This is a genomic window from Sphingomonas plantiphila (assembly GCF_046000505.1).
In the GTDB taxonomy this organism is placed as follows: Bacteria; Pseudomonadota; Alphaproteobacteria; order Sphingomonadales; family Sphingomonadaceae; genus Sphingomonas; species Sphingomonas plantiphila.
The window spans coordinates 476,688-501,088 of sequence record NZ_JBELQC010000002.1 but is presented as its reverse complement, the minus strand read 5'-3'; the positions used below and the strand labels follow the sequence as shown (position 1 = coordinate 501,088).

Sequence of the window (24,401 nt, the reverse complement as noted above, 5' to 3'; positions counted from 1 at the left end):
CGATGGGCGGGCTTGGGAATGCCGCGTGCGGTCGACTCACGCGGATGCGGCGCGCGTTGCGCGCAGGGTCAGCAGGATCCCGAACCCGATCTCGATCCCCGCGAACCAGAAGGGCAGCGGCATCAGCGGCAGCGGATGGAAGACGGCGAGCGTGCCGGCACCGGTCAGCAGCGCGGCCAGCAGCCAATAGGTGCGGTCGCCATAGGCCGTGTTGAACGCGGCATAATGCGTCCCCACCGCGATCGCCGCGACGGGAAGGGCGAGATCGGGGCGCGATTCGAGCAGCAGCCAGGCGGCGAACAGTCCGCCGATCATCGCCACGGTGCTTTCGAGCGCGACCACCGGCAGCCGGTTGCCGGCGGCTTCGCCCGCGCGGCGGAACAATGTCGTGACGGCAAGCTTGCTCAGCGGAAAGATCAGCATGCCAGCGAAGAACAGCACGGCGAACGCCACGCGAGTTCCGCTGTGCGCCTCGACCAACCCGGCCGCCAGCCAGACGAACCCCGAAACGATCGCGCCCGGCCCACCACCGACATAGGCACGCCGTACATCGGCCTGTGCTTCGCTCAACTTCATCGACCGGTCCTCGCTGCTGGAGTGTGTTGCTCAACTATAACAGCATATATCTGCGATGTCCGCACTGTTTTCTTTGGCGGCGGTCCGCCCTATCTCCCGGGCATGGCATCGCCCGAGATCGAAACCCTGACACAGGCGCTGTCGCGCCTCCCCGGCCTAGGCCCGCGATCGGCGCGGCGCGCGGTGCTGCATCTGCTCAAGAAGCGCGAGACCGCGCTCGACCCGCTGCTGCGCGCGTTGGAGGCGGTGAGCGCGCGGCTGGCGACCTGCGCGATCTGCGGCAATGTCGACACGTCTGATCCGTGCGCGATCTGTGCCGATCCGCGCCGGGATACGCGCCAGCTGTGCGTGGTCGAGGAAGTGGCGGACCTGTGGGCGCTGGAGCGGTCGCGGCTGTTCCCGGGGAAATTCCATGTGCTGGGCGGGAAGCTGTCGGCGCTCGATGGCGTGCGGCCCGAGGATCTGGCGATCGACAGCCTCGTCAGCCGCATCGCGGCGGGCGGCGTGGACGAGGTGGTGCTGGCGATGAATGCGACGCTGGAGGGGCAGACCACCGCGCATTACATCGCCGAGCGGCTGGAGAGCTATCCGGTGCGGCTCACGCAGCTGGCGCACGGCCTGCCGGTGGGGGGCGAGCTCGACTATCTCGACGAGGGGACGCTGGCGCAAGCGCTGCGCGCGCGGCGGCCGGTGGCTTGATCCAATCTTGCGACGGCCCCGCCGATTGACTAAATTGGGGGCATGGCCATTCTCCCGATCCTCGAAGTTCCCGATCCGCGTCTCAAGACCGTCTCCACCCCCGTCGAGAAGGTCGATGACGATCTGCGCGCGCTGATCGCCGACATGTTCGAGACGATGTACGCCGCGCCCGGCATCGGCCTTGCCGCGATCCAGGTGGGGGTGCCAAAGCGCGTGCTGGTCATGGACCTGCAGGAGGAAGAGGACGAGGACGGCAAGCCGATCAAGGCGCCGCGCGTCTTCATCAACCCCGAGATCCTCGACCCCGCCGAGGAGATGAACACCTATACCGAGGGGTGCCTGTCGGTGCCGGACCAGTTCGCGGATGTCGACCGGCCCGCGACCTGCCGCGTCAAGTGGCTGGACGAGCATGGCGCGGCGCATGACGAGGTTTTCACCGGGCTGCTCGCGACGTGCATCCAGCATGAGATGGATCATCTCGAGGGGATCGTGTTCCTCGACCACCTGTCGCGGCTGAAGCGCCAGATGATCATGAAGAAGCTGGACAAGGCGCGGCGTCTGGCGGCTTGAGGGTTTTGTTACTCGGGGTGAGGTTCCCGGGGTGACGGGATGTCAGGCGGACCACCCGCCGTTCGACAGCGCTGCGATGCGCGCTTTGGCGGCGCGATACTCGGTGTCTAGCCGATCCACGAATTCGGACACGGGCTGAACCGCGTGCACCGCGCCGATGCCCTGGCCCGAGCCCCAGATGTCGCGCCACGCCTTCGCCTTGCTATTCCCGCCGGAGCCGAAGTTCATCTTGCTCGGATCGCTTTCGGGCAGGTTGTCGGGATCGAGCCCGGCCGCTTCGATCGAGCGGCGCAGATAGTTGCCGTGCACGCCGGTGAACAGGTTGGTGTAGACGATGTCCGATGCGCCGCTTTCGACGATGCCCTGCTTGTAGCTCGCTTCGGCATTGGCCTCCGCCGTCGCGATGAAGGGTGAGCCGATATAGGCGAGGTCGGCGCCCATTGCCTGCGCTGCGAGGATCGCGCCGCCATTGGCGATCGATCCCGACAGGATGATCGGGCCGTCGAACCAGGCGCGGGTTTCCTGGACGAAGGCGAAGGGGCTGAGCTGGCCGGCATGGCCGCCGGCGCCGGTGCAGACGAGGATCAGGCCGTCCGCGCCCTTTTCGACAGCCTTGTGCGCGAAACGGTCGTTGATGACGTCGTGGAGCGCGATGCCGCCCCAGCCGTGGACGGCGTGGTTGACCTGTTCCTGCGCGCCGAGCGAGGTGATCACGATCGGCACCTGCCACTTGGCGCAGGTGGTCAGGTCGGCCTCGAGCCGGTCGTTGGAGCGGTGGACGATCTGGTTGACCGCATAGGGCGCGGCGGGACGGTCGGGATTGTCGCGGTTCCACGCAGCCAGTTCCTCGGTGATCTGGTGCAGCCATTCGTCGAGCTGGCTCTGCGGCCGCGCATTGAGCGCCGGAAACGAGCCGACGATGCCGGCCTTGCACTGGGCGATGACCAGTTCGGGACCGGAGACGATGAAGAGCGGCGACCCGATGACGGGCAGGCGCAGGCGATCGAAGAGAGCGGGCAGTGCCATACCCGTTTCATAGACGAACCGAATTACCTGTCCAGATGCTTTACGTAAACGGCAAGCGCTGCCGTACCCAAACCTCGAATCAATCGATCCGGCGCAGCCCGTCGCGAAAGCGCTGCTGGCGCTCTGCATAATTCTGCGCGGATAGCAGCAGCCCTGCGCGGGTGGTGTCGTCGATCTCGCGCACCGCGCGCGCGGGGCTGCCGATGATCAGGCTGCCCGGGGGGAATAGCTTGCCTTCGGTGACGAGGGCGCCGGCCCCGATCAGGCAATCCGCACCGATGACCGCGCGATTGAGGATGACCGCGCCCATGCCGACGAGCACGCGATCGCCCAATGTGCAGCCGTGCAGGATGGCGTGGTGTCCGATCGTGCAATCCTCACCGACCGTCAGCGGTGCGCCGGGGTCGGAGTGGAGCATCGCCCCTTCCTGGACGTTGCTGCGCGCGCCGAGACTGATCGGCGTGTTGTCGGCGCGGATCACGGCACCGAACCACACGCTTGCCCCCGCGGCGATGCGCGCGTCGCCGATCACGTCGGCGCTCGGCGCGATCCAGGCGTCTGCGGCGATTGCCGGTTCGGCGTTCTCGAAGGCATAGACAGGCATGTCGATCTCCCTGACGCACAGTGTCACAAGTGAAACAAAGTTGTACGGACGCGGAACGTCCAGCCTTCTCAACCGTATATCGCCTGACTCGGTAATGCCGAGGCTGAATACGGGAGACGGCAAATGATCAACCTTATCATTCTTCTTGTGGTGGGCGGTGTCCTTGGCTGGCTGGCCAGCATCGTGATGCGGACCGACGCCCAGCAGGGCATTTTCCTCAACATCGTGGTCGGCATCGTCGGCGCGCTGCTGGCAGGCCTGCTGATTACCCCGCTGATCGGCGGTTCTTCGATTACCCAGGGTTCGTTCAGCGCGACCTCGCTGCTGATCTCGTTCCTGGGCGCGGTCGTGTTGCTTGCGATCGTGAACCTGGTTCGTCGCGGTTCGGTTCGCTAAGCACCGACCGGGACATTGGTTCCCAAGCCCTCACGGGGTGGCCGATCGGCCGCCCCGTTTTTTTTATGTGACCGGCAGGTCGGGGATATGCACGCCGAACGCAAGCGCCAAGGATACGGCGCCGAACAGGACCGCCAGCGTCGAGGACATCGAGAACAGCCCCCAACCGACGACGGTCACCATGGCCGGGTTGGGCCGCGCCATGCGACGATTCTGCTCCGCCACCATCAGGACGAAGGCCGACAACAGTCCGTAGAGAAACACCGTGAATTCGATCATGTGCGATAGTCCCGCCCCCAGGAAATCGCGGTCGATGCTACCGGCCAAAAGTTAACCATTCAATGCCGGACGGTAGGTGTTTGCCGCAGTGCAGCGTGCATTCATCGCAACGCTCGACCCCTGTTCAACTTGAAAGTCGGTTCAGGTTCGCTTGACCGCACGACACCGCTGCGACTATCGCGCCGCCCAAGGACGAGAGGAGAGAATCGCAGCGATGAAGAAGCTCTATCCGAACGCCGAGGCTGCCCTGCAGGGGTTGCTCCACGATGGAATGCTGATCTGCGCGGGCGGGTTCGGCCTGTGCGGCATTCCCGAGCGACTGATCGACGCGATCGAGGCGTCGGGCGTCAAGGACCTGACGATCGCCAGCAACAATGCCGGAATCGATGGCGAAGGCCTGGGTAAGCTGCTGCGCAGCCGCCAGGTGCGCAAGATGATCTCCTCCTATGTCGGCGAGAACAAGGAGTTCGAGCGGCAGTATCTGTCGGGCGAACTCGAGGTCGAATTCTGCCCGCAGGGCACGCTGGCCGAGCGCTGCCGCGCGGGCGGCGCCGGCATCCCCGGTTTCTACACCAAGACCGGGGTCGGGACGAAGGTGGCCGAGGGCAAGGAAGTGAAGATGTTCGATGGCGAGGAATATATCCTCGAACGCGGCATCCGCGCCGACCTGTCGATCATCAAGGGCTGGAAAGCCGATGAGGCGGGCAACCTCATCTTTCGCAAGACCGCGCGCAACTTCAACCAGCCGATGGCGACTGCCGGCCAGGTCTGCGTCGCCGAGGTCGAGGAGGTGGTCCCGGTCGGCACGCTCGACCCCGATCAGATTCATCTGCCCGGCATCTATGTGAAGCGGATGATCATCGGCGCGCCGTACGACAAGAAGATCGAGTTCCGCACCGTCCGGCAGCGCGCCGAAACCGTCGCCGCGTGACGCGGGCGGGCGCCATTGCGGCGCTGACCGCGGCGTCGCTCCTGACCGGGGGCTGCGCGGCGGCGGCGATCCCGGTGCTGGCAGGCGGAATGATCGCCCGGGGCAAGTCCGATGGCGGCGACAAGCCGGCGGAAGCCGCGCAGCAAGCGGTGCCGCGCCAAAGCGCCCAAAAAGCCCCCGAGGCGCGTGCCGAGGATCCGCCGCTCGCGACCGAACGCGCGCAGGCGATGATGCGCAGTGCGGAAGAGGGCGGCGTTGTGCCCGTCGAGGGTATGACTGCGCCGGGCGGCGTGACCGCGCCCGAAGTCGCTGATGCCCCGGCGGCCGGAGCGGGCGAGGCGGCTGCCCTCAGCCTGCAAGCCTATCAGACGCTGTGGACCCATGTCGCGGCGCAGGTCGCGGTGCGGAAGGCGGGGGGCACGCCGCGATCGGTGGTGCTGGCCGCGGGGGCGCGGCTCGACGCGCCGCGCTACGTGGACTGCGGGACCAAGTCGCTCGCGATCCTGTTCGATCTCGATGAAAATGCCGAGGGAAGCGATCCCGAGGCACGCTGGCGCCGCTGGAACGGCGACGGCACCGATCTGGTCGTGGCGGTGCCCGGCGCGGTCGAGGGGGTGGAAGCGGTTCGGCGCGAGGGCGTGCAGGCGATCTTTACCAGCGCCCGCGCGCGCAGCGGTGCGGCAGGCGTGTCCGCGCTGATCGCCAGACTGGGGCTGGGCGATACGGTAGCGGGAAAGACGCTATTCCTGCGCGGGGGCGAGCCGCCGATCTCGGGCGATCAGATGCGCCGCACGATCGCGGCGAGCTATTGCGTGATCGCGATCGTCGGGGACTCGCTAGGCGAGTTCAGCGACGCGTTCGACGCCGCCGGCGACGCCGCCCGCCGTCCCACCGCCGCGACCGAAACGATGGTCGCCCCGCTGTGGGGCGCGGGCTGGTTTCTGCTGCCCAATCCGGTTCGCAGCACCGCGAAGTCGGGATCGACGCGATGACCCACCCGAATGCACTGGACCTGTCACAGGGCGATGTGCTGACCGGCGAGTCGCATGAAGTGATGCGCGTGTGGGTCACGAACGGAGCCGGAAGCAGCGTCTGGATCGACGCGCGGCTTCTGGAAGACCCGAAAATCTTCGGATATCTGATGTCCGACACCATCCGCCACGCCGCGCGCGCCTATGCCACCACCTGGGGCAAGGACGAGCGTGTGATGCTGGAACAGATCGTCGCTGGCCTCAGCGAAGAGCTTCGCCATCAGGAAGGCGAGATCACCACCATCCAAGAGGGGAGCCTCGATTAATGCCCTGGACCCGCGACGAAATGGCCGCGCGCGCCGCGAAGGAACTCAAGGACGGGTTTTACGTCAATCTCGGCATCGGTATTCCGACGCTGGTTGCGAACCATATCCCCGAGGGGGTCGAGGTCACGCTGCAGTCGGAAAACGGCATGCTGGGCATCGGGCCGTTCCCGTTCGAGGGCGAGGAGGACCCAGACCTGATCAACGCCGGCAAGCAGACGATCAGCGAGCTGCCGCAATCGGTCTATTTCAGCAGCGCGGACAGCTTTGCGATGATCCGCGGCGGGCATATCGACCTTACCGTGCTGGGCGCGATGGAGATCAGCCAGACCGGCGACATCGCCAACTGGATGATTCCGGGCAAGATGATCAAGGGCATGGGCGGCGCGATGGATCTGGTCGCCGGGGTCAAGAAGATCATCGTCGTGATGGAGCATAGCTCGAAGAACGGCGACCCCAAGTTCATCCCGGAATGTTCGTTGCCGCTTACAGGCAAGAATGTGGTCGACATGATCATCACCGACCTGGCGGTATTCCAGCGGCCCGATCACGCGTCGCCGTTCCGCCTGATCGAATTGGCGCCGGGCGTGACCGAGGAAGAGGTCGCCGCCAAGACGACGGCGCAGTATGAGGTGGCGCTGGCGACGGCCTGACCCCGGGCGCCTAACCGCCCGGCTGCGCCGCCTGTCGGAACAGCGCGGCGGCGATCAGGTACAGCGTGGCGAAGAAGACCGTCACGCCGATCGGGAATCCGCGTCCGGTCAGCCAGATGAACAGCATCACGCCGACCTGCACCAGTGCGGCGAGCGCAGCCGCGCGGGCCAGTGCCCGCGGGCGGAAGGCACCGACGATGCCGCCGCCAATGACCGCGAGCGGGGCGATGAAGAAGAGTGCATTCACGGGATTGTTCTCGTTCCCGACGATCCCGACCGCGAGGTTGATCCAGATGGTGAGGAATCCCGCCGCGAGCGCGAGCGCGACGCCTGCGCGATACGCGGTGTTCGGGAAGGCCCGTACTGCCAGTTCCATCGCCAGGCCGACGCTGCCCAGCATCAGAGCGGCGACGACGAAGTCGCCCGGCGACCAGTGCACTTCGCCGGTAAATTGCATCGCGATGGCGGGCGCGATCAGCAGCGCGGCGATGGTTCCCCATCCCAGCAGCCGCAGACGGCTGCGCCACAGATATTCACTCTTCGCTTGTTCGGTCACGTGCTTGTCTCCATGCTTTTGTCGATGTGCGTCCCTTCGCGTGTGAGCGGGGTGAGCGACATGAGCGGAAACTGAGGCTTTGCTGAAATCGTCCATGGAACCCGATTGCTATCGTTTCGACGCGTTCGAACTCGACCGGGTCGAGCGCCAGTTGCGACGGGGCGGGGACGTGCTGGCGCTCAACGCCCGCTATCTCGACGCGCTGATCCTGTTGGTGCGCGAGCGCGGGGGGCTCGTCACCAAGGACCGGTTCATGGACGAGGTGTGGCGCGGGGTGCCGGTGACCGACGAAGCGCTGACGCAATGTATCCGCACGCTGCGCCGCGTGCTGGGGGACGAGGCGGGGGCGCCACGGTTCATCGCAACGGTGCCGAAATATGGCTATCGCTTCGTCGCGCCGGTCGCGGGAGAGGGTGTCGCGCCGCCTGCCGGTCCGGCTTCGGAAGCCGCGCGGTCGCTGCTGTGGCGGCTGGGCGCGGGCGGGACGCGCGGCGCGATCGGCGCCGGCCTGGCGGGCGGGTTGATTTATGGTATTCTGGGCGCGTCGCTGGCGTCACCGGCGGAGAGTGGCGCGCTCTCGATCGTCCTGGTGCTGATGGCGATCACGGTCGGCATCGCCGCGATCGGCGGGAGCGCGGTCGCGTTTGGTGTCGCGGCGGGCGTACGGCGCGGTGGTGAAGGATCGCCGCTCGCACTCGTCGGGGGCGCTGGTGCCGGATTGGCGGTCGGCGCCCTCGCCAAGTTGCTCGGGATCGACGCCTTCACGCTGCTGCTGGGCCGCTCGCCGCAAGGGATCACCGGCGGGCCGGAGGGACTGGCGTTGGGGGGCGCGGTCGGGCTGGCATGGTATCTCGCGGTGCGCGTTCGAACGGGCGATGTTCGCGGCGCGGCGATCATCGGGATGGTGTGCGGGGCGCTAGCCGGCCTGGTCATCGCCGTGCTGGGCGGGCGGTTGCTCGCCGGAAGCCTCGACGTGCTGACCCAGGCGGCGGACGGGGCGCGGCTCGACCTGGGCCGGATCGGGGCGTTGCTGGGCGAGCGCGGGTTCGGGCTGCGCAGTCGCGTGCTGACCAGCGTTCTGGAGGGCGGATTGTTCGGCGGGCTGACCGTGGCCGGGCTGTGGCGGGGGCGCGAAGAGGCTTCGCGCACCCCGGCCGAGCGCTAGGGCGTCATCGCGCGGCTTGGATCACGCCGCCTTGCGCCGCTCGGCCATTTCCTCGTTGAGCATTTCCGCCAGCAGGAATGCCAGCTCGATGCTCTGGCCCGCATTGAGGCGCGGGTCGCAATGGGTGTGGTAGCGGTCGGCGAGGTCGTGCTCGCTGACGTCGATCATGCCGCCGGTGCATTCGGTGACGTTCTGGCCGGTCATCTCGGCATGGATGCCGCCGGCATAGGTCCCCTCCGCGCGGTGCACGGCGAAGAAGCCGCGTACCTCGTCGAGGATGCGATCGAACGGGCGCGTCTTATAGCCATTGGCCGCCTTGACGACGTTGCCGTGCATCGGATCGCAGCTCCACACGACCGGATGCCCCTCGCGCTTCACCGCACGGACCAGCTTGGGCAGGCCGTCCTCGATCTTGTCATGACCGTAGCGGGTGATGAGGGTGATGCGGCCGGGCGTACGCGTCGGGTTGAGCGTGTCGAGCAGGCGCAGCAGCGCGTCCGGCTCGAGGCTGGGGCCGCATTTCATGCCGATCGGATTGCCGATGCCGCGCAGAAATTCGACATGGGCGGAGCCGTCGAACCGCGTGCGGTCGCCGATCCACAGGAAATGCGCGCTGGTGTCGTACCAGTCCCCGGTGAGACTGTCCTGCCGCGTGAGTGCCTGCTCATAGGGGAGCAACAGCGCCTCGTGGCTGGTGTAGAAGTCGGTGCGCTTGAGTTGGGGCACGGTGTCGGGGTTGATCCCGCAGGCTTCCATGAACTCGAGCGATTCGCCGATGCGGTCGGCTACGGCCTCGAAGCGCTTGGACCAGGGGCTGCGGCCCATGAAGTCGAGCGTCCACTTATGCACCTGGTGCAGGTTGGCATAGCCGCCGCTGGCAAAGGCGCGGAGCAGGTTCAGCGTCGCCGCCGACTGGGTATAGCCCCGGATCAGGCGCTGGGGGTCGGGGATGCGCGCTTCGGGGGTGAAGGCGATGTCGTTGACGATGTCGCCGCGATAGCTGGGCAGTTCGACGCCGTCGATCGTCTCGGTCGGAGCCGAACGGGGCTTGGCGAACTGCCCGGCCATGCGGCCCAGCTTCACCGTCGGGAGCTTTGACGCGAAGGTGAGCACGACGGCCATCTGGAGGATGACGCGGAAGGTGTCGCGGATGTTGTTGGGGTGGAACTCGGCAAAGCTCTCGGCGCAGTCGCCGCCCTGAAGCAGGAACGCCTCGCCGCGCGACACGCGGGCGAGTTCCTGGGTCAGCGCGCGCGCCTCGCCCGCGAAGACGAGCGGGGGGAAGCTGGCGAGCTGATCGGTCGCGGCACGCAGTGCGGTATCGTCGGGGTAAACGGGCAACTGGCGCGCCTCGGCCCGGGTCCAGCTGTCGGGGCTCCAGTCCATGGCCTGCTCCACATTGCGGACATGGACGTACCAGTCCTGATGATGCGCGATCCCGTTCGCGGCGATCTGATTGAGCACGCCGGGGGAGGCGCGCTTGCCGTCTTCTTCCCAGCCCTGAACCGTCGACCCGGGCGTGTCGAACCAGGCGCCGAATGCGGCACGGGACATGGAGCGTTCCTCGCGGAAGCGGCGGATCTTGGAACCGGCTAACGTCGTCATGGGGCGGCCTTACCCCCGTCGGGTAAATCGATGCAAGCCTGAATTTCACCCTGTCGGGGTAAATCCAATGTTTGGCGGGCGCTACGGTTCATTCGGGCTTCATCCGCGGCGGTGTGATACCCATATTCGCCCGGAGGAGTTGCGTATGTCCCGCCTGTTGATGCTTGTCTTGCTCGCTGCCGTGCCCGCCGCGGCGCAGGATGCCCCCGACGGCGAGCCGGATGCGCTGCCGCAGCGGGTGCGCAGCGTGCTTTTGTATGGCGAGGATACATGTCCGAAGCCGACCAGCCCGGACGAGGTCGTGGTATGTGCCAAAGTCGGGGAATCGCCGTTTCGCATTCCCAAATCGCTGCGAAAGAGCGAGCCGGGGCCGGGTGGGACGAGCTGGGTGCGGCGTGCCGAACTCGTCGACGAAGTCAACCGCGCGACCCTGCCGGGTGCGTGCAACCCGATCGGCAGCTTTGGCCAGAGCGGATGTACGCTGCAGATGATCCAGCGCTGGAAAGCCGAGCAGCGTGAGAAAAAGGCCGAGGAAGCCGCAATCCCCGGCGGCGAGGACTAAGCGCCGGCAGCGGACTGCCGGCGCTTTCCCCCGTCAGAATTTGCGACTGACCCGCAGGCCGATGCGCCGCGGCGGCGCGACGAACGTGCCATAGGTGCGGACATAGACCGGATCGCCATTCGCGTCGGCGACCGACTGGTCGAACAGCGGCGTGCCGCGAACCCCGGTCTCGGCATATTCGTTGAACAGATTCTCGCCATAGACGGTGAACTTCCAGCCGCCCTTTTCGAGGCGAAGCTGGGCTTGGTGCATATCGAATCCCGGAAGCGTGAGCCCGCCTGCACGGCCGCCGGTGCGGGAGAGCACGTCGCTCTGAAGATAGACGCCATATGCCGCACCCAGCGTCCAGTCGCCGCTGAGCGGGGTTTCATAGTCGATGAAGAAGCTGCCTTGATGCTCCGGGCTGCCGGGCAGGCGATCGCCCTTCTGGCCATCGACATAGACGGTGGAGAAGCCGGGCGGGGTCAGGATCTGCAGCAGGTTGGGCGAGAGTTCGGTTAGTTCGGCATTGGTGTAGGAATAGGTCGCGCGGATCGACAGACCCTCGGCAAGCCGGGCGGAGCCGTAGAGTTCCACGCCGCGTGACCGTGCGCCGGCTCCGTTGATGATGATCGGGCTGAGCCCCACCTGCGACGCGGCGGCGACCTGCGGCCCTTCCCAGTCGATATAGTAGACCGCGCCGTTGAGCGTGACGCGCTTGTCGAGGAACTGCGTCTTGAAGCCGATTTCGTAATTGTTGGTCTTGTCGGCGGTGTAGAACAGCTCGTTGGGCTGTGCGCACACCGTCTGCGAGCCCGAGGGCGGGACCTCGCACGCTTCGAGACCGTTCGAGTTGCCGATGCGGTAGCCCTGGCTGAACGTTGCATAGACCATGATGCTGGGCGTGAACTTGTACGATGTGTTCGCCTTGAACAGGAAGCCGTTGTCCTTTTGTCCGCCCGGCGTGAAATCGAGGTCGATGCTGTAGGGATCTCGGCCCAGGAAGACCGAATAGAGCAGCGGGAAGTCGGTGGCGGACTGGGTCTTCAGGTCATAGTCGTAATAGCGGATGCCGCCGGTCACCTGCCAGCGGTCGGTGATCTGGAAGGTCGCTTCGCCATAGCCGGCGACTTCGCGCAGGTCCGAGCGGTTGACCGAATAATATTCGAGTGCGTCGGGGCGCAGGCCGCCGTTGAACTCGGCATAGCCGGGGGTGAATTCCTTGCTGTACCCGTCGACCTTCTGCTTGTTGTAGAATGCGCCGGCGATGAAGCTGAACGGGCCGTCGAACTGCGACACCAGCCGAACTTCCTGCGTCCAGGTGCGCTCGCGGCTCTTCTCCTCGGTAAACGAGGTGAAGGAGGGGAACTGTTCATAGCTGTATTCGAGGCCGATCAGCAGATCGGTCTGGTCGCGCTGGCCCAAGTCATGGAACGTCGAATAGCCGGTCGCGGAGACGAGCTTGGCGAAACCGAGATCAAGCTCGGCTTCGAGCGCCACCAGCTGGGTTTCGCGGCTGTTGAATTCGGGGACGCGGAGCGCGTTTTCGTACTTGCCGATTGGCACGGGGTAATTGGTCAGCCGCGCCTGCGAGAACTGGCGGCCATCGGTCGCCTGGTCCTGATAATAATAGCTGAGCGTGGCGTCGAACGTGTCCGACGGGTTGAAGCGCAGCGCGGCGCGGGCGCTGAACGTATCGTCGGTGTTGAGGTCGCGCGCACGCTTGAGATTGGCGGCATAGGCGGCCGGATCGGCCGGATTTGCGTTGGGGTTCGAGACGCCGACCTGCTGGACGAGAAACGGATAGTCGATGAAGCCCCGGTCGTTCATCAGATCCGCCGAAGCGCGAAACGCGAAGGCGTTTCCGATCGGCAGGTTGACCGTGATCCCGGTATCGGTGCTGACGCCCTTGCCGTGCGAATAGCTCCAGCCATCGCCGCGGATCTCGCCTTCGAACGTGCCGAGTTGCGGGCGGCGGGGAATGTAGCGGATCGCACCACCCAGCGTGCCTGCACCGTACAGCGTACCCTGGGGACCGAGGAGGAATTCGACGCGCTCCATGTCGTTGAGGCGCAGATCCACGTAGAGCGGAATGTCGCCGACATAGGTCGCGACCGCGCCGCCCCCGGTGTTGTTGCCGTCGAAGCTGGACAGGCCGGTGGCGTTGAGGCCGCGAAACACGATCGGCGTGCCCGCGCGATTGCCCTGATCGAGGATGTACACGCCGGGCACGGCGCGCGCGAAATCGCGCAGATTCTGAAGGCCGAGCATTTCGATCGCTTCGCCATCGACCGCGGAGATGTTGATCGGGGCGGTCTGGACCGTTTCGTCGCGGCGCGTGGCGGTGACCACGACGTCATCGTCGGTGGCGGTCACCTCTTGCCCGAATGCCGTACCGGACAGTGCGGTCGAGGCGAGCAGTGCGAACCAGGGGAGCGAGGTCTTACGATGCAGGGACATACTGGACACCTTTCGCGCGACGGTGAAGACTGATCGAAAGTTACAGTTTCGGGACCCGTCGGCAATGATAAATGCTGCATCGCAAAATTGGCTGATGACGGAAGTCCGACAGTTGTTGCGCGCGGGCAACATTGTCGAAGTCCATCGCTCGGCGATACTGCGACTGAACGCCGATCGCGACGACCCGGGCGCGTGGATCGCCCTCGCCACGGTAGCGATGGAGGGGGACAATCCGCGTAAGGCGATCGAACTGGCCGAGCGCGCGCGGGCCGTTGGCGCAGCGCATATCTGGCTGGACGTGATCGAGGGGCGAGCCTTGCTGGCACTCGGAAAAAGCGACCTCGCACGTAAAATCGCTGCACGCGCGTGCAGCAATATTAGCGATGCGCATCTGCTGGACAGCCTAGGCGTGTTGCGGGTTCGGACTGGGCTCCATGCTGAAGCATTGCCCTTGTTCGAGCGGGCGGTCGCAGCCGATCCCAAGGACGGCACCTATCGCTATAACCTGGCGACCACCCGGCAGTTCTTGGGCAACCTGTCGGGCGCGGCGGCGGACTATCGCGCGACGATCGCCGTCGATCCGGAGAATGACCGGGCGCGGCTGGCGCTGGCCCAGCTCGAAGCGGCGACTGCGGACCGGCTCGCCGAGCTCGCGCGCCGCTTCGAGGATGTTGCCGACCGTCCCGAGAACGCCTTGCAGGTCGGTCACGCTGCAGCCAAGCTGGCCGAGGATCTGGGAGATCCGCTGGCGGCGATGGCGTGGCTGGAGCGGGGCAAGGCGGCCAAGCGCAACTTGAGCCGCTATGATCGCGACTTTGCCGAGCGCCTGTTCGCCGCAGCGGCGGATGCGGCTGAATGCTTTGCGGCCTCGGCAGCCCGCCCGTCTCCGGAGGAGCCGCTGCAGCCGGTGTTCGTGGTCGGCATGCCGCGGAGCGGAACCACGCTGATCGAGCGGATCCTCGCCAGCCACCGCGACGTGGCTTCAGGCGGAGAACTTCCCGATTTCTCGCTGCTGCTCAAACGGATGAGCGGGACGCCGGGTGCACTGGTGCTCGATGCTGCGACGCTGGGCGCGACGCTGGACCTTTCGGCAGTCGGGGACGCGTATCTTGCGCGGGTCGGGATACTGGCGGGCGAGTCGTCGCGATTGACGGACAAGATGCCGTTCAACCTGTTCCTGTCGGCGCATATTCTTGCCGCATTGCCCGGGGCGCGGGTGGTCATGGTTCGGCGCGATCCGCGGGATACGGTGTTCGCCAATTTCCGGCAGCTGTTCGCGACCGGCTATGGCTATTACGACTATGCCTATTCGCTCGAAGATACGGCGGACTGGGTCGCGCGGTTTGAGGGGCTGGCGGATCGACAGGCGGCGCTGCTGGCCGGGTCGCGCTATACCGAAATCCGCTATGAGGCGATGATTGCGCAGCAGGAGCGCGAGAGCCGGCGGCTGATCGACTTTCTGGGCCTGCCATGGGACCCGACCTGCCTCGATTTCCATGCCAATCCGCAGCCGGTGACGACGGCAAGTTCGGTTCAGGTGCGCGCGCCGATCCATTCCGGGTCGGTCGGCAGGTGGCGCCGCTATGGCGCCTATGCCGAGCGGGTCGAGGCAGCGCTGCGCGAAAGCGGCTGGCGCGGGTGAGCTACTGGCCGAAGCCCGGTTCGCTGGCGCGCGCCACCGCTTCGCGGGCGGCGGCGAACAGCGCGCCGGCCTTTGCCTCACATTCGCGCTGTTCATAAGTGGGGTCGCTGTCGGCGACGATCCCGGCGCCGGCGGTGACGTGCATCGTCCCGTCCTTGACGATCGCGGTCCGCAACACGATGCAGCTGTCCATCGATCCGTCGGGCGAGAAATAGCCGACGCCGCCGGCATAGGGGCCGCGCTGGTCGCGTTCGAGCTCGGCGATGATCTCGCACGCGCGGACTTTGGGCGCGCCGCTGACGGTGCCGGCGGGGAAGCCGGCGAACAGTGCGTCGAGCGCATCGGCATCGGGGCGCAGCCGGCCGACGACGTTCGACACGATGTGCATCACATGGCTGTAGAATTCGACGGTGTAGCTGTCGGTGACCTTGACCGATCCGGCCTCGGCCACGCGCCCGGTGTCGTTGCGGCCAAGATCGAGCAGCATCAGATGCTCCGCACGCTCCTTCTGGTCGGCGAGCAGGCTGTCGCGGTTTGCCGCATCCTCCGCGGCGTCCTTTCCGCGGGGTCGGGTCCCGGCGATCGGGCGGATCGTGACCTCGCCATCGCGGACGCGGACGAGGATTTCAGGGCTGGATCCGGTCAGCGCAAAGCCGGGCAGGTCGAGGAAATAGAGGAAGGGCGAGGGGTTTACCCGGCGGAGCGCGCGGTAGAGCTCGATCGGCGGAAGCGGGAAGGGCGCGGTGAAGCGCTGGGCCAGCACGACCTGAAAGATGTCGCCCGCGGTGATATAGTCCTTCGCGCGCGCCACCCGCTCGGCATAGTCATCCGCCGCGACAGTCGGTTGCGGCACGATCTCCAGCGCATCGGCGGTCGCGCGCGGGGGCAGGGGCGCGGCGGACAGGCGCGCGGCGGTCGCCTCGATCCGGTCGGCAGCGGCGGCGATCAGCGTTTCGACATCGCGGGCGGGGTCGGGCCAGACCGGCGAGACGAGAAACAGCGAGTCCGCCAGCCGGTCGAAGATCAGGATCACGGTCGGCCGCACGAAGATCATGTCGGGAAGGCAGAGCGGGTCGTTTGCGGCGCGGGGCAGGCGTTCGACCAGCCCGATCGTCTCATAGCCGAAATAGCCCACCAGGCAGGCCAGCGCGCGGGGGATGTCGGCGGGGACCTCCATCCGGCAATCGGCGACGAGGCGGCGGAGCGCGTCGAGCGTCGGCGCGTCGGCGGGACGGAAGGCGTCGCGGTCGGTCAGCCAATCGGCGTTGATCTCTGCCGTCTCACCGTCCGCTCTGAAAACGAGGTCGGGGGCGAGGCCGATCATGCTGTGGCGGCCGCGGACCGCGCCGCCCTCGACCGACTCCAGCAAGAAGTCGCCGCGGCCCGGTTCGATCAGCTTGAGTGCGGCGGCGACCGGGGTGTCGGTATCCGCCAACTGGCGACGCCAGACCAGCGCTGGCTTTCCGGCGGCAAGCGCCGCGCGGGCGGCATCGATCCCTTCGATCCCGCCCGACATCGCGATCAGTTGCCGCCCGTCGCCTGGCCGCCGAGCTGCGCCTTGAGGCGGGCGATCGCCGCTTCGTTGCGCTCGACCTTCACCGCCTTGCGCGCGGCGGCGGCGAACTGTTCGACATATTCGTTGCCGACCAGCTGGCCGAGCTGGCCGCGAATCTGGGCGATCAGCGCGTCATTGCCCTTGGCGTTGCCCTCCTCGATATCCTCGAGCCAGACGATCCAGTAGCCGCCATTCTGCGGCGCCGCGGTCATCTTCGCCTTCTTTTCGGCCATGCTGAACATCAGGCGGACGGGCGGGGGAAGCTGGTCGCCCATCTGCGACAGCTGGCCGCGCGAGGCGTCGAGCGGCTGGGGCGGGGGGACGCGCAGGCCGCTTTCCTGGATCGCCTGTGCCATGGGCACGCCCTTGTTCAGCTTGGCGAGGATCGCCGAGGCGGCCTTGCGGGCGCCCTGAAGCTGGCGGTCGCGGATGAAGTCCGCCGTCACCTGATCCCGGATTTCGGCGAGCGGGCGGGGCGCGGCGGGGATGACACGTTCGGCCTTTACCAGCGCGAAGGCGCCGTCCTGGCCGATCGGGGTCAACTGCGGATCGTCGCTGGTTTCCATCGCGAAGCCGGCGGTGGCGATCTGCGCGAGCGCCGGATCGGGCGCCTCGCCATCCATCGCGGCGCGGCCGTCGGCGTAGAGCGGCGCGCTGGTCTCCGCCTTCAGCTTGGCCTCGGCGACCGCTTCGTCGAAGGTCGAATTATCGGCGATGGCGCCATCGATCTTGCCGCGCAGGTCGGCGAGCGCTTCGGCTTCCTTGCGCTTGGTGATCTCTGCGGCGAGTTCGCCGCGGACCTGGTCGAGGCTCTTGCCAGCGACCTGTTCGATCCCCTCGACCCGGACGATATGCCAGCCGAGCTGGGACTTGAGCGGGCCGACCACCGCGCCCTGATCTGCGGCGAAGGCGGCGTTGGCGATCGCATCGCTGCTGGCGCGGGCAAAGGCGGCCTTTTCGGCATTGTCGACGTTGGACGCTGCCAGTCCCGCGGCCTTGGCGGCGTCGGCCATGCTGGCGCCCCCCTTCACCTTCGCGGCGATTCCCTTGGCGGCGTTTTCGTCGGCGACGATGATCTGCGCCAGGTTGCGGCGGGTGCTGGCGGCATATTGCGCGGCATTCGCCTTGTACGCCGCGGCGATCTCCGCCTCGGTTGCCTTGGCCGCCTCGACGAACTGTTCGGGGCGGACGATGGCGTAGCGGACGACGCGGCGTTCGGGCAGCGTGTAGCGGGCGGTGTTCTTCTTGTAGAAGCCCTCGACCTCCGCGGCGGTCGGCGTCTTGCCGGCATCGATCGCGCCGGTGGGGATATAGCCGACAAGGCCCTTGCGCCGCTCGAGCTGGAGCGAGGCATAGGGCAGCGCAAGCCGGGTCGGCACCTGGCTGGCGCCGATCGTCGGGCCGACCAGCCACTGAACCAGCGTTTCGCGGCGGAAATCGGCGCGGACCTGATCGGCGGTGATGTTCTGCTGCTTCAGAAGGTCGTCGAAGCGCTGCTGGCTGAACTTGCCGTCGAAGCCCTGGAAGGCGGGGAGCGAGGCGATCTGGCCGTCGATCGCGGCCTTGGACACGGTCATCCCCTGTTGCTGGGCATATTCCTCGAGCGCCATGCCGTTGATCACCTGATCGAGCACCTGTTCGAACCCGCCGGTGTTCACGAACTGCGTCATGTCGAGCATCGGCTGCTGCTCGCGGACGCGGTTCAGCGCGTTCTTGAGGCGATCCTGCAGCTCCTGCTCGGTCAGCTTCTTGTCGCCGACGGTGACCAGCGTGCTGCTCGACGCGGTCCCGCCGCCGATGCCGGTGATGTCGGCCATGCCGAAGGCGACGGCGATGACGACTAGGACGATCAGGGCGATGATCTTGCCGGGGGTCGAGAAGATGGCGCGCCGGAGGTTGGTGAGCATGGATACCCGCTGAAGAGGGATGGATTGCGGTCGCTTTAGGGGGCGCGGGGACGGGCATCAAGCGACAACGGACGGGAGCGGGTGGCAAGGTGCTTGTGCGGCCTGACGGCGCGGCCTATCGCCGATGTCCAATAGTGGACAGGCAGGGGAAGCGGGATGCGGCGCAAGCTGGTGGCGGGAAACTGGAAGATGAACGGCGTCACCGATTCGCTGGGCGAGGTGGCGAAGATCGCCAAGGCCGCAGCGGCCAATCCCGGCATCGATGTCGCATTGTGCCCCCCGGCGACGCTGATCGCTCCGGCGGTGGCGGTCGCCGGCGGCATGCCGATCGGCGGGCAGGATTGCCATGAGAACGACAGCGGCGCGCATACCGGCTGCATCTCCGCGCCGATGCTCAAGGATGCCGGGGCGACGCTGACCATCGTCGGGCACAGCGAGCGGCGCGCGGACCAGAACGAGACCAGCCACGACGCCTGGGCCAAGGCGGCGGCGGCGCATCGCCATGGCCTGAACGTCATCCTGTGCGTCGGCGAGACCGAGGCGGAGCGCAATGCCGGTCGCGCCGAGCGGGTGGTGCAGGCGCAGATCGAGAAATCGGTGCCCGAGGATGCCGAAGGCAGCTGGTTCACACTGGCGTACGAGCCGCGCTGGGCGATCGGCACCGGACGCACCCCGACGCTGGAGGATATCGCGTCGATACACGCCATCGCCCGCGCCAAGCTGGGCACGATGATCGGCGACGATCGCGCGCAGGGGATCCGCATCCTGTATGGCGGATCGGTCACCGGCGCGAATGCGGCGAGCATCCTGGCGGTCGACAATGTCGACGGCGCGCTGGTCGGCGGGGCGAGCCTGACCGCCGAGAAGTTCGTGCCGATCATCGAAGCCGCCGCGAAGCTGTAAGGCGATGGACGAGACGCGCCCCGATGTGCCGGAGACGCGGGCGCGGCGGATCGGGCGGTGGGCGCTGGCGCTGTTCTACGGGGCGGCTGGCGTGGCGCATTTCCTGTACACCGACGCGATGGTGCGGATCGTGCCTTCATGGGTGCCGTGGGATGCGCGGGAGGTGGTGCTGACCACCGGCGCGGCCGAGCTGATCTGCGCCGCCGCGCTGATGACCCGGAAGTGGCGGCTGGCGGCGGGCTGGGCGCTGGCGCTGTATGCGCTGTGCGTGTGGCCGGCCAATGTGAAGCACGCGATGATCGACCTCGCCTGGCTGGGCGGGAGCGGGACGGGGCTGTCGGCGTGGTACCATGTGCCGCGCCTGCTGGCGCAGCCATTGTTGATCGCGTGGGCGTTGTGGGCGGTCGGCGCGGTGCGGATGGAGCAGCGTGCGGTGCCTCCGCGAAACTGACGAAGTTCCGCGCAACGCGCTTCATTCTGTCAGCTTCGGACGACGCTGCGGCGGTGCGGGAGGCTCGGCCAGCGCGGCCATTGCCATGCGGAAATCGGGGCGGGTGATCGTGCCGATCTGACGCCCGCGATAATAGCGCGGACGGGTGACGCCATTGGGCGCGCGGTCCATCGCCATGCTGAACATGCGGTCATAGCCCATCATCAGCGCCGCATCCCATGCACGGGCGAAGTCGGCCGCCTCGGGCCGCTCGCGCAATTTGTACGCGGTCTGGCGGCTCATGCCGACGGCTTTGCAGGCGCGGGTGACGGTGCCCATGACGGCGAGGGCGTGGATGAAGTCCGTTTGTCGGCGCGCAGTCCAGCCATCGGCGCGGCCACAGGTGGGGGCGGGCGTGAAGGCGAGGATGGCTTCATCCTCGTCGGACGCGGCGGGCGGGGTGGGTGAGTCGTTCATTCACCAGTTTATGTGCTGAACGGGGGCTTGTAGGAAAGGGGGCACTTATCCCCTTTGGACATGTAGCCCCAAATCCAGTAGGAGGCATCCTGTGACCCGGCTCGCGTGTGAGTCGGTGGGGGTGGAATCGTGCTGCCAAAATTCGTTCGTCGCGTTCGCGCTTCAGTCCGAATATCGACCGGCGTTTACAGCACGTCTGCAGGGGCCGTTCTCGCGGGAATTGGCAGCATGCTAAGCGGGCAGTCTGAAATCGGGCTTGCGCTGATAGTTTTTGGCGGCTTGCTATTTGCGTGGGGTATTCAAATCCATGGAATGCGCCTTTGGCAGACTTGGTGGCGGGGACGCCCTTGTCCGTTCGGTGTTAATGCAGGGGTTTTGAATTTCGACTACAAGGAGGGGGCCTCGGTCGCCGGAATAACTTGGAAGCGCGGTTTTTCGCATGTGTTTGTGGACATACGAAACGAAAGCGCCAAAACGGTGCAAGACATAGACGTTTTGTTTATACCAGAGCATCCCATTATTCACTCAAGCGCGTCTTCTGAATTTGCGGATTGCCGGATCGGCCCGTTAATGGCTGAGTCGCAAATAACTGTGATATATGAAGGAGCGGACGGCAATAGGCTCGCGGAACCGATTGACCGCAGCAAGCCGGGAAACTTTCTCATAGGGCCATTTCACCGAATGAGGTGCGATAGCTTACCCAGTGGTGCGAGAATTCGGGTTAACCTAGCTACCGTCGTGGTGGTCACCCCGCCCGTTGAAGGCAGGCTATGGGCGCGCAAAAGGTCCGATCCAAAAAACATCCGAATAGTGATAAACTGGAGCGAGAACGGTTGGGATTATGTCGCCGAACAAGAAATGCTCCTGACAGGGAATGCGAATGCATAAAGACCCCAACACCCGCTTCGACCGCCTCCTAGACGCGATGGCCCACGGCCACGCGCCTGTCACCGGGCGAAAGAAAACATCAGCCGATCAAGCATCAGGTGAGGCGTCTGACGCATGTTCCAGCGATACTCGAACTCGCCGAGATACTTCGGAAGGTGACGACCGCTGACGTGAATGTGCGTGCCGTTGATGCCGCGCTTTAGCTGCGCCCAGAAGCCCTCGATCGCGTTCACGGTCGCGCCGGTCTTGCCGCAGACATACTGGTCGATCGAGTGGTTCACGGTGGCGTGCTGATAGCCCATCGTGCCGACGCCACCGTAGCCCAGCCAATCGTCGGTATGGACCTTGCTGGGGCGCTTCACCGTCGCGCGGATGATCGGAAGCAGGGTGCCGCTCTTGCGGTCGGGAACAACGTGCGTGACCAGATCGCCGCCATGCTCAAGCATCCCGAAAACGACCGTCTTGTTCGTCGCACCAGCATCGCGCTTGTCCTGTGCGCTCTGATAGCCGCCGATGAACGTTTCATCGATCTGCACGGTACGGCCTAGGCCGCCAATCGGGGCGCTACCGTCGACCGCGCCCATGTACTCGCGGATTTGATGGCACATGCGCCAAGCCGTCTTGTACGTGACGCCAAGCTGACGCTCGACTTCCTTCGCCGCCACACCGTTCCGCGATGCGCAGAACTGGAACATCACAAAGAACCAGTCGCGCAGCGGAGTGCGGGTGCGATCGAACGGCGTGCCAGCGGTCGGATAGACCTGATAGGCACACCACTGGCACTGATACGAACGGCGAGCCTTTACGCGGGTGAACTTCGCCGGACGGTCGCAACCGGGGCAATTGAAGTCGGTGCCGTAGCGAACCTGAAACAGGTGATCCAGGCATGCGTCTTCGGTCGGGAAGCGGTCCTGAAACTGACGGAGCGTAGGGGCTTTGTTCGACATAGGGATTGTATGCCACAAACCCTTACATGTCGCAAGGGGATAAGTGCCGGAAAGGGGTTTGTTCACTTAATGTTCTGATCCGTGTTGCACCGCTCGCATGAGTTGAGGGCTCTAACGATTGAAAAGGTCCTCGGGCGGAGCGGGCGGCTTACGAATTTTGAGTACGCCGCCGCCGGGTAATGAAATCTTGCCGTCTAACTTCAATAGTTTATCGTCGAACGTGTGGAATTCAGAAACCTCGGCAACTACGGCAGTTGCGAGGTGGACGGCATCCGGTGGCTTGAGACCTGCGTAACCGGCTTGCATATACTCTCGTGCAAGCGTTCCAACATATCGATCTACAGGTACAATTAAGATGTATTCGTTCCTGAAAAAGTCCTGCAGCGTGTCGCCATCTTGAGATTTAACCTCGTCATTTTTGCAGACTTCGGCAAGTGCCAAGCCCGAGGTGGCTATCTCGACATTACGACGAGTCGCTAGCTCGATAACGTGATTACAAAGACGAGCGCGATCTTCGATGCTGCCATCCTTGAGAGGTGACTGCTCCTGAGTAATTGTCGCGATCCATGCACATGAATCCCAAGCGTAACGTCTAGGTTTCGCCATTCCGCAGCCTCTCTAGGAACTCCTCCGAAGGGAGGCCACCCGTAAATTGTGGGTCGATTATATCTGCAAGTTGAGGGAGCTTTTCTGAATGAAATGAGAAATCCAAACGATTGATCTCAGCTTGGCTAAGGCGACCGAGCGATCGAAACTTCAATACACCGGTAGCAAGTACCCGACGTTTGCGCCAGACAACTTCAGCGACTGGCTCCTGTTCAAGCGCCTCCAAAGCCGCTCCCCGTAGAAAACACTTAACATCGGCGTCGGTTAGCCGGCTCTTGATGACAATATATGGTCGTCCCCATCCATCGGTACCGACGTTTTCGATGTGGCCTTCAAAGCTACCTAGTTCACGATACGGGTGAATTGGATCACTCGTGAGGACCAAGCCAATATTGGAGATTGCAGGAATTGCATCGACTGGCTTGAATGAAACCGGCCCAATTTTGCTTTCATGGATAATTGTTTCCGATAGATTGCGCGCAATTCGACGCACAAACCTGTCTGCCGCTTCCAGCACGTTGTCAGTGAAATGAACGGGCCGGGCATCATCGGACTTTAGTTGAACGAGCCCCACGGCGGCTTGGTCGCGGGCTCGAGCGGCAAGTTCGGCACCGTCGCTGAAACCAGCTAGCGGAATAGCTTCGACAGTTATGCTCGCGGGGCTGTTCTTACTGAGACCAATTACCCGCCATTCGAAATGATCTGCATCATCGCCAGCGATCGAGGCGGCCACCCCGTTCAATATCTCGAAGAAATCTTGGATCTGATCGAGCAGATCGCCAAGCAACGGAGCGTCCTCAGGCCCGCGGCCCGCAATGCTGAGCTGGACGGTGGTCATCTCATAACCTTCACGCCAATGCTCGCTCCCCCAGGCAGCATAAAGCCCTACAATTTCGTTTTCGTAAAGCTACGAAAAGTCACCCCAAACTCACAAAGCTATCCATCACCCGTTTCCGCCCGGCGGTTTCGAACTCGATCTCCAGCTTGTTGCCTTCGATCTCGACGATTTCGCCATAGCCGAGTTTCTGGTGGAAGACGCGTTTGCTTGAACCGCCCCGCCTTCCAGCATACCATCCCGGCATAGCGCCAGAGGCCCTCCGATGGAATCCACCCGCCGCCTTGATATCGAACTGCCCGAAGATCTGGCCGATGCCGTTGAGGCGCGGGTCAGTGCGGGGGAGTATGCGAGTGTGAGTGAAGTCGTGGAGGAGGGCCTTCGCGCGTTGGCAACGCGCGACGACGATCCCGCGCGGATGGCGTGGGAGCGGGAGGAACTGGCGGCGGCCTATGATGCGTGGAAGGCTGATCCGGGTGCGGTGATGACGGTCGATGAGGTGCGGCGGAAGCTGGCGGACGCGCGGCGCGCGGACGGATGAAGCGATACCGCGTCGTGTTCGCGCCGCGCGTCTGGCGGCAGCTGGATGCGTTGCGGGTCTATGTGACGCAGGAGGCTTCAGCAGAGGTCGCCGATGTCCTTGCGAATGATCTGGTCGACCGATGCCTGACGCTCAGCGAGTTCGCGCATCGCGGGACGCCGCGCGACGATCTTCGACCAGGATTGCGGACGATCCCGTTTCGGCGGCGCGCCACGATTGGTTATGTGGTGTCAGACGATGATGTGGTGATCCTGACCGTTGCCTATGCCGGGCAGGATTTGGCGGGAATGTTGCGGGGCGATTAAGGTGCCTCGG

Annotated in this window: 29 protein-coding genes; 15 read left to right on the top strand and 14 right to left on the bottom strand. The window is 65.2% G+C overall.

Annotated features, from left to right (window positions below):
* Window positions 1-36: 36 nt before the first annotated feature.
* Window positions 37-576 (bottom strand): DUF7010 family protein, encoded by a 540-nt coding sequence (locus ABS767_RS14685; protein ID WP_408079647.1) that lies wholly within the window; start codon window positions 574-576, stop codon window positions 37-39.
* Window positions 577-678: 102 nt separating this feature from the next.
* Between ABS767_RS14685 and recR the strand changes: the two genes are divergently transcribed.
* Window positions 679-1,275 carry a recombination mediator RecR gene (gene recR / locus ABS767_RS14680; RefSeq protein ID WP_408079645.1) on the top strand — a complete coding sequence of 199 codons (597 nt, stop codon included), beginning with the start codon at window positions 679-681 and terminating at the stop codon, window positions 1,273-1,275.
* Between the two features lie 42 nt (window positions 1,276-1,317).
* A complete protein-coding gene (def, locus tag ABS767_RS14675) occupies window positions 1,318-1,845 on the top strand; it encodes a peptide deformylase (protein WP_408079643.1) in 528 nt (175 codons plus the stop codon).
* 42 nt (window positions 1,846-1,887) lie between these two features.
* Here def and ABS767_RS14670 read toward each other — a convergent pair whose 3' ends face one another.
* Together ABS767_RS14670 and ABS767_RS14665 are read right to left on the bottom strand one after the other, a co-directional pair.
* Window positions 1,888-2,871: an NAD(P)H-dependent flavin oxidoreductase gene (locus ABS767_RS14670; RefSeq protein ID WP_408079641.1), complete on the bottom strand. Its 984-nt coding sequence runs from the start codon at window positions 2,869-2,871 to the stop codon at window positions 1,888-1,890.
* A gap of 79 nt (window positions 2,872-2,950) precedes the next feature.
* On the bottom strand, window positions 2,951-3,475 hold the full coding sequence (locus tag ABS767_RS14665) for a gamma carbonic anhydrase family protein (RefSeq protein ID WP_408079639.1): 525 nt from the start codon (window positions 3,473-3,475) through the stop codon (window positions 2,951-2,953).
* A gap of 123 nt (window positions 3,476-3,598) precedes the next feature.
* Here ABS767_RS14665 and ABS767_RS14660 point away from each other — a divergent pair, with 123 nt between their 5' ends.
* A complete protein-coding gene (locus tag ABS767_RS14660) occupies window positions 3,599-3,871 on the top strand; it encodes a GlsB/YeaQ/YmgE family stress response membrane protein (protein ID WP_408079637.1) in 273 nt (90 codons plus the stop codon).
* Between the two features lie 63 nt (window positions 3,872-3,934).
* Here the strand turns inward: ABS767_RS14660 and ABS767_RS14655 are convergent, their stop codons facing one another.
* Window positions 3,935-4,150, bottom strand: coding sequence for a hypothetical protein (locus ABS767_RS14655; RefSeq protein ID WP_408079635.1), 216 nt, complete (start codon window positions 4,148-4,150; stop codon window positions 3,935-3,937).
* A 214-nt stretch (window positions 4,151-4,364) separates the two neighbouring features.
* Between ABS767_RS14655 and ABS767_RS14650 the strand changes: the two genes are divergently transcribed.
* The 4 genes from ABS767_RS14650 to ABS767_RS14635 are packed head-to-tail and all read left to right on the top strand — an operon-like array spanning window position 4,365 to window position 7,028.
* Window positions 4,365-5,081 (top strand): CoA transferase subunit A, encoded by a 717-nt coding sequence (locus ABS767_RS14650; protein WP_408079633.1) that lies wholly within the window; start codon window positions 4,365-4,367, stop codon window positions 5,079-5,081.
* Window positions 5,078-6,073: an acid phosphatase gene (locus ABS767_RS14645; RefSeq protein ID WP_408079631.1), complete on the top strand. Its 996-nt coding sequence runs from the start codon at window positions 5,078-5,080 to the stop codon at window positions 6,071-6,073. The genes ABS767_RS14650 and ABS767_RS14645 overlap by 4 nt, the downstream gene beginning before the upstream one ends.
* Entirely contained in the window at window positions 6,070-6,378 is a 309-nt protein-coding gene (locus ABS767_RS14640; RefSeq protein ID WP_408079629.1) for a DUF5076 domain-containing protein, read from the top strand. The genes ABS767_RS14645 and ABS767_RS14640 overlap by 4 nt, the downstream gene beginning before the upstream one ends.
* A complete protein-coding gene (locus ABS767_RS14635) occupies window positions 6,378-7,028 on the top strand; it encodes a CoA transferase subunit B (protein ID WP_408079627.1) in 651 nt (216 codons plus the stop codon). Before ABS767_RS14640 ends, ABS767_RS14635 begins: the two co-directional genes overlap by 1 nt.
* Window positions 7,029-7,038: 10 nt before the next feature.
* Here ABS767_RS14635 and ABS767_RS14630 read toward each other — a convergent pair whose 3' ends face one another.
* A complete protein-coding gene (locus ABS767_RS14630) occupies window positions 7,039-7,584 on the bottom strand; it encodes a hypothetical protein (RefSeq protein ID WP_408079625.1) in 546 nt (181 codons plus the stop codon).
* 94 nt (window positions 7,585-7,678) lie between these two features.
* On the opposite strand from ABS767_RS14630, the gene ABS767_RS14625 reads away from it, so the two are divergent.
* A complete protein-coding gene (locus ABS767_RS14625; RefSeq protein WP_408079623.1) occupies window positions 7,679-8,749 on the top strand; it encodes a winged helix-turn-helix domain-containing protein in 1,071 nt (356 codons plus the stop codon).
* 21 nt (window positions 8,750-8,770) lie between these two features.
* Here ABS767_RS14625 and ABS767_RS14620 read toward each other — a convergent pair whose 3' ends face one another.
* Window positions 8,771-10,354: a class II 3-deoxy-7-phosphoheptulonate synthase gene (locus tag ABS767_RS14620; RefSeq protein ID WP_408079621.1), complete on the bottom strand. Its 1,584-nt coding sequence runs from the start codon at window positions 10,352-10,354 to the stop codon at window positions 8,771-8,773.
* Between the two features lie 145 nt (window positions 10,355-10,499).
* On the opposite strand from ABS767_RS14620, the gene ABS767_RS14615 reads away from it, so the two are divergent.
* A complete protein-coding gene (locus tag ABS767_RS14615) occupies window positions 10,500-10,916 on the top strand; it encodes a hypothetical protein (protein WP_408079619.1) in 417 nt (138 codons plus the stop codon).
* 33 nt (window positions 10,917-10,949) lie between these two features.
* Here ABS767_RS14615 and ABS767_RS14610 read toward each other — a convergent pair whose 3' ends face one another.
* Window positions 10,950-13,355, bottom strand: coding sequence for a TonB-dependent receptor (locus ABS767_RS14610; protein ID WP_408079617.1), 2,406 nt, complete (start codon window positions 13,353-13,355; stop codon window positions 10,950-10,952).
* Window positions 13,356-13,449: 94 nt separating this feature from the next.
* On the opposite strand from ABS767_RS14610, the gene ABS767_RS14605 reads away from it, so the two are divergent.
* Window positions 13,450-14,997 (top strand): tetratricopeptide repeat-containing sulfotransferase family protein, encoded by a 1,548-nt coding sequence (locus ABS767_RS14605; RefSeq protein ID WP_408079615.1) that lies wholly within the window; start codon window positions 13,450-13,452, stop codon window positions 14,995-14,997.
* Between the two features lies 1 nt (window position 14,998).
* On the opposite strand, the gene trpE is transcribed toward ABS767_RS14605, so the two are convergent.
* Window positions 14,999-16,513, bottom strand: a complete 1,515-nt coding sequence (gene trpE / locus ABS767_RS14600; RefSeq protein WP_408079613.1) for an anthranilate synthase component I — start codon at window positions 16,511-16,513, stop codon at window positions 14,999-15,001.
* A 5-nt stretch (window positions 16,514-16,518) separates the two neighbouring features.
* Window positions 16,519-18,459: a peptidylprolyl isomerase gene (locus tag ABS767_RS14595; RefSeq protein ID WP_408079611.1), complete on the bottom strand. Its 1,941-nt coding sequence runs from the start codon at window positions 18,457-18,459 to the stop codon at window positions 16,519-16,521.
* Between the two features lie 156 nt (window positions 18,460-18,615).
* On the opposite strand from ABS767_RS14595, the gene tpiA reads away from it, so the two are divergent.
* The gene (gene tpiA / locus ABS767_RS14590) at window positions 18,616-19,362 is read left to right on the top strand and encodes a triose-phosphate isomerase (RefSeq protein WP_408079609.1); all 747 of its coding nucleotides are present in this window, start codon (window positions 18,616-18,618) and stop codon (window positions 19,360-19,362) included.
* Window positions 19,363-19,366: 4 nt separating this feature from the next.
* Window positions 19,367-19,813, top strand: coding sequence for a DoxX family protein (locus ABS767_RS14585; RefSeq protein ID WP_408079607.1), 447 nt, complete (start codon window positions 19,367-19,369; stop codon window positions 19,811-19,813).
* A 21-nt stretch (window positions 19,814-19,834) separates the two neighbouring features.
* Here ABS767_RS14585 and ABS767_RS14580 read toward each other — a convergent pair whose 3' ends face one another.
* Window positions 19,835-20,269, bottom strand: a complete 435-nt coding sequence (locus ABS767_RS14580) for a hypothetical protein (RefSeq protein WP_408079605.1) — start codon at window positions 20,267-20,269, stop codon at window positions 19,835-19,837.
* A gap of 228 nt (window positions 20,270-20,497) precedes the next feature.
* On the opposite strand from ABS767_RS14580, the gene ABS767_RS14575 reads away from it, so the two are divergent.
* Complete coding sequence (locus ABS767_RS14575) at window positions 20,498-21,157, top strand: hypothetical protein (protein WP_408079603.1); 660 nt, start codon at window positions 20,498-20,500, stop codon at window positions 21,155-21,157.
* A 59-nt stretch (window positions 21,158-21,216) separates the two neighbouring features.
* On the opposite strand, the gene ABS767_RS14570 is transcribed toward ABS767_RS14575, so the two are convergent.
* From ABS767_RS14570 to ABS767_RS14555, 4 genes are all read right to left on the bottom strand, one after another.
* Entirely contained in the window at window positions 21,217-22,104 is an 888-nt protein-coding gene (locus ABS767_RS14570) for an IS1595 family transposase (protein WP_408079601.1), read from the bottom strand.
* A gap of 111 nt (window positions 22,105-22,215) precedes the next feature.
* Window positions 22,216-22,710, bottom strand: coding sequence for a type II toxin-antitoxin system VapC family toxin (locus ABS767_RS14565; protein ID WP_408079599.1), 495 nt, complete (start codon window positions 22,708-22,710; stop codon window positions 22,216-22,218).
* Window positions 22,697-23,548, bottom strand: a complete 852-nt coding sequence (locus ABS767_RS14560) for a hypothetical protein (RefSeq protein ID WP_408079597.1) — start codon at window positions 23,546-23,548, stop codon at window positions 22,697-22,699. The genes ABS767_RS14565 and ABS767_RS14560 overlap by 14 nt, the downstream gene beginning before the upstream one ends.
* 79 nt (window positions 23,549-23,627) lie before the next feature.
* Window positions 23,628-23,792, bottom strand: a complete 165-nt coding sequence (locus ABS767_RS14555) for a hypothetical protein (protein ID WP_408079753.1) — start codon at window positions 23,790-23,792, stop codon at window positions 23,628-23,630.
* Between the two features lie 18 nt (window positions 23,793-23,810).
* On the opposite strand from ABS767_RS14555, the gene ABS767_RS14550 reads away from it, so the two are divergent.
* Window positions 23,811-24,086, top strand: coding sequence for a ribbon-helix-helix domain-containing protein (locus tag ABS767_RS14550; protein ID WP_408079595.1), 276 nt, complete (start codon window positions 23,811-23,813; stop codon window positions 24,084-24,086).
* The gene (locus ABS767_RS14545; protein ID WP_408079593.1) at window positions 24,083-24,391 is read left to right on the top strand and encodes a type II toxin-antitoxin system RelE/ParE family toxin; all 309 of its coding nucleotides are present in this window, start codon (window positions 24,083-24,085) and stop codon (window positions 24,389-24,391) included. The genes ABS767_RS14550 and ABS767_RS14545 overlap by 4 nt, the downstream gene beginning before the upstream one ends.
* The last annotated feature ends 10 nt before the right edge of the window (window positions 24,392-24,401 follow it).